A 2,041-nucleotide genomic window follows, 5' to 3' on the forward strand; every position below is an offset into this window, starting at 1 on the left:
GAGCCGGGCAAGGGCTTCGTCCCCCTCGAGAACGTGGTGGGTCGCGCCTTCCTCGTCACCTGGCCGCTGGCCCGATTCGGCGGCATCGACACCCACCACTCCGACTTCAGGGGCGTGCCGGCGCCGACACCGGCGCCATGACCGTCGTCGCGCCGCGTCTCACCCTCGAGCGACGTCTGCTGCGAGAGCGGCCGATCGTGATCGCGTGCGACGAGGTGGGGCGCGGGGCGCTGGCCGGACCCGTCGCGGTGGGTGCCGCGGTGATGGACGAGCGCGGCGCCCGCCGTCGCATCCCCGACGGGCTGCGCGACTCCAAGCTCGTCCCCGAGCTGCGGCGGGCGGATGTCGCGGCCCGCGCGAGCGCGTGGGTCCAGGGCAGCGCCGTGGGCTGGGCGAGTGCCGCGGAGGTCGATGACATCGGCATCATGCGCGCCCTCGGCCTCGCCGCCATCCGGGCCCTCGCCGATCTGAGCGCGCACGGCTTCCAGACCGCCGAGGCGATCGTCATCCTCGACGGCAACTACGACTACATCACCGCCGCCGGCGCCCGCGGACTCACCATCCGCCCGGTGATCAAGGCCGATCGCGACTGCGCAACCGCCGCCGCCGCATCCGTCATCGCCAAGGTCGCCCGCGACAGCCTCATGGTGGGCTTGCACGATGACCTGCCGGCCTACAACTGGGCGAGCAACAAGGGCTATGCGAGCCCCGATCACCGCGACGCGATCCGCACCCACGGCATCAGCCCGCACCATCGCGCCTCTTGGGCACTCATCCCCGAGACGCTGTTCTGAGAGCCGGGCGTGCGCCATCGTGCGCGGCTCTAGGATGGAGGAACCATGGATGACGAGGTCTTCGAAGATTACGATCGCGAACTCGAGCTGGCCCTGTATCGCGAGTATCGCGACGTGGTGTCCCAGTTCCAGTACGTGATCGAGACCGAGCGACGGTTCTACCTCGCGAACGAGGTCAACGTCGTCCGACGCGACACCGAGCACGACTTCTACTTCGAGCTCACGATGAACGACGTGTGGGTGTGGGACATCTATCGGGCCGACCGGTTCGTGAAGTCCGTGCGCGTGCTCACGTTCAAAGACGTCAACGTCGAAGAGCTGCAGCGACGCGACTTCGAGCTCCCGCAGGAGCTCTCGCTCGACGAGTAGCGCGGGTCTTCGCGGACTTCGGTAGTCGGCGCTTCCTGCACAGGTCTCCGGTCCCGCGCGCTTTCGACGGATGATCCGCTAGGACGCGAACGGTGTCCGGCGCACCGTCAGTCTGGCGTGCATGGCAGACAAGGACGACCTCGGACGCGCGGGTGAGGAGCGGGCCGCGCGCTACCTGGCAGGCGAGCGCTACGAGGTCGTGGACCGAAACTGGCGATGCGCCATCGGCGAACTCGACATCGTCGCGGTCCGCGGCGCCGAGGTCGTCGTGGTCGAGGTGAAGACGCGCCGCGGCGAGGGGTTCGGCCATCCGCTGGAGGCGATCGATTCCCGCAAACGCGCCCGGCTGTGGAGGCTCGCGATGGCGTGGGCGAGCGCGCACCCCGAGACGGCGCGGGGGCGGGGGATGCGGCTCGACGCGATAGCCATCACCGGGCCGGATCCCGCCGTCGCGGCGCTCGAGCACCTCGAGGATCTGCGATGACGGTCGCCCGCACGTGGGCCGTCGCCCTCACCGGCCTCGAGGGCGCGCTCGTCGAGGTCGAGGCCGACCTGTCGAAGCAGACCCCGGAGTTCCACCTCATCGGGCTTCCCGACAAGGCGCTCGGCGAGGCCGTCCGGCGCGTACACAACGCGTGCGCGAACAGCGAGCTGCCGCTGCCGCGCCGCCGGCTGACCGTCAACCTGTCGCCCGCGAGCCTGCCGAAGCAGGGCTCCGGGTTCGATGTCGCCATTGCGATCGCTTCGCTCGCCACAGAGGGAGCGATGGATGCCGCGTCCGTCGAGGCGACGGTGCACATCGGCGAGCTGGGGCTCGATGGCCGGCTGCGTCCCGTGCCCGGCGTGCTGCCAGCCGTACACGCCGCGGCGCGCGCGGG

General features: G+C 70.4%; 4 protein-coding genes and 1 pseudogene. All 5 read left to right on the top strand.

From position 1 onward, the window contains the following. A pseudogene (locus VNT50_RS05760) lies at positions 1-141 on the top strand (signal peptidase I); the annotation flags it as partial. Next, positions 138-794: a ribonuclease HII gene (gene rnhB / locus VNT50_RS05765; protein ID WP_325484146.1), complete on the top strand. Its 657-nt coding sequence runs from the start codon at positions 138-140 to the stop codon at positions 792-794. The pseudogene VNT50_RS05760 and the gene rnhB, both read left to right, overlap by 4 nt. 45 nt (positions 795-839) lie before the next feature. Then, positions 840-1,163: a DUF2469 family protein gene (locus VNT50_RS05770; RefSeq protein ID WP_325484147.1), complete on the top strand. Its 324-nt coding sequence runs from the start codon at positions 840-842 to the stop codon at positions 1,161-1,163. A gap of 121 nt (positions 1,164-1,284) precedes the next feature. After that, positions 1,285-1,647, top strand: a complete 363-nt coding sequence (locus VNT50_RS05775; protein WP_325484148.1) for a YraN family protein — start codon at positions 1,285-1,287, stop codon at positions 1,645-1,647. Continuing rightward, positions 1,644-2,041: magnesium chelatase domain-containing protein (locus VNT50_RS05780; protein WP_325484149.1), on the top strand; the 398-nt coding region annotated here is incomplete at its 3' end. The genes VNT50_RS05775 and VNT50_RS05780, both read left to right, overlap by 4 nt.

The organism is Microbacterium sp. (genome assembly GCF_035554235.1).
GTDB lineage: Bacteria > Actinomycetota > Actinomycetes > Actinomycetales > Microbacteriaceae > Microbacterium.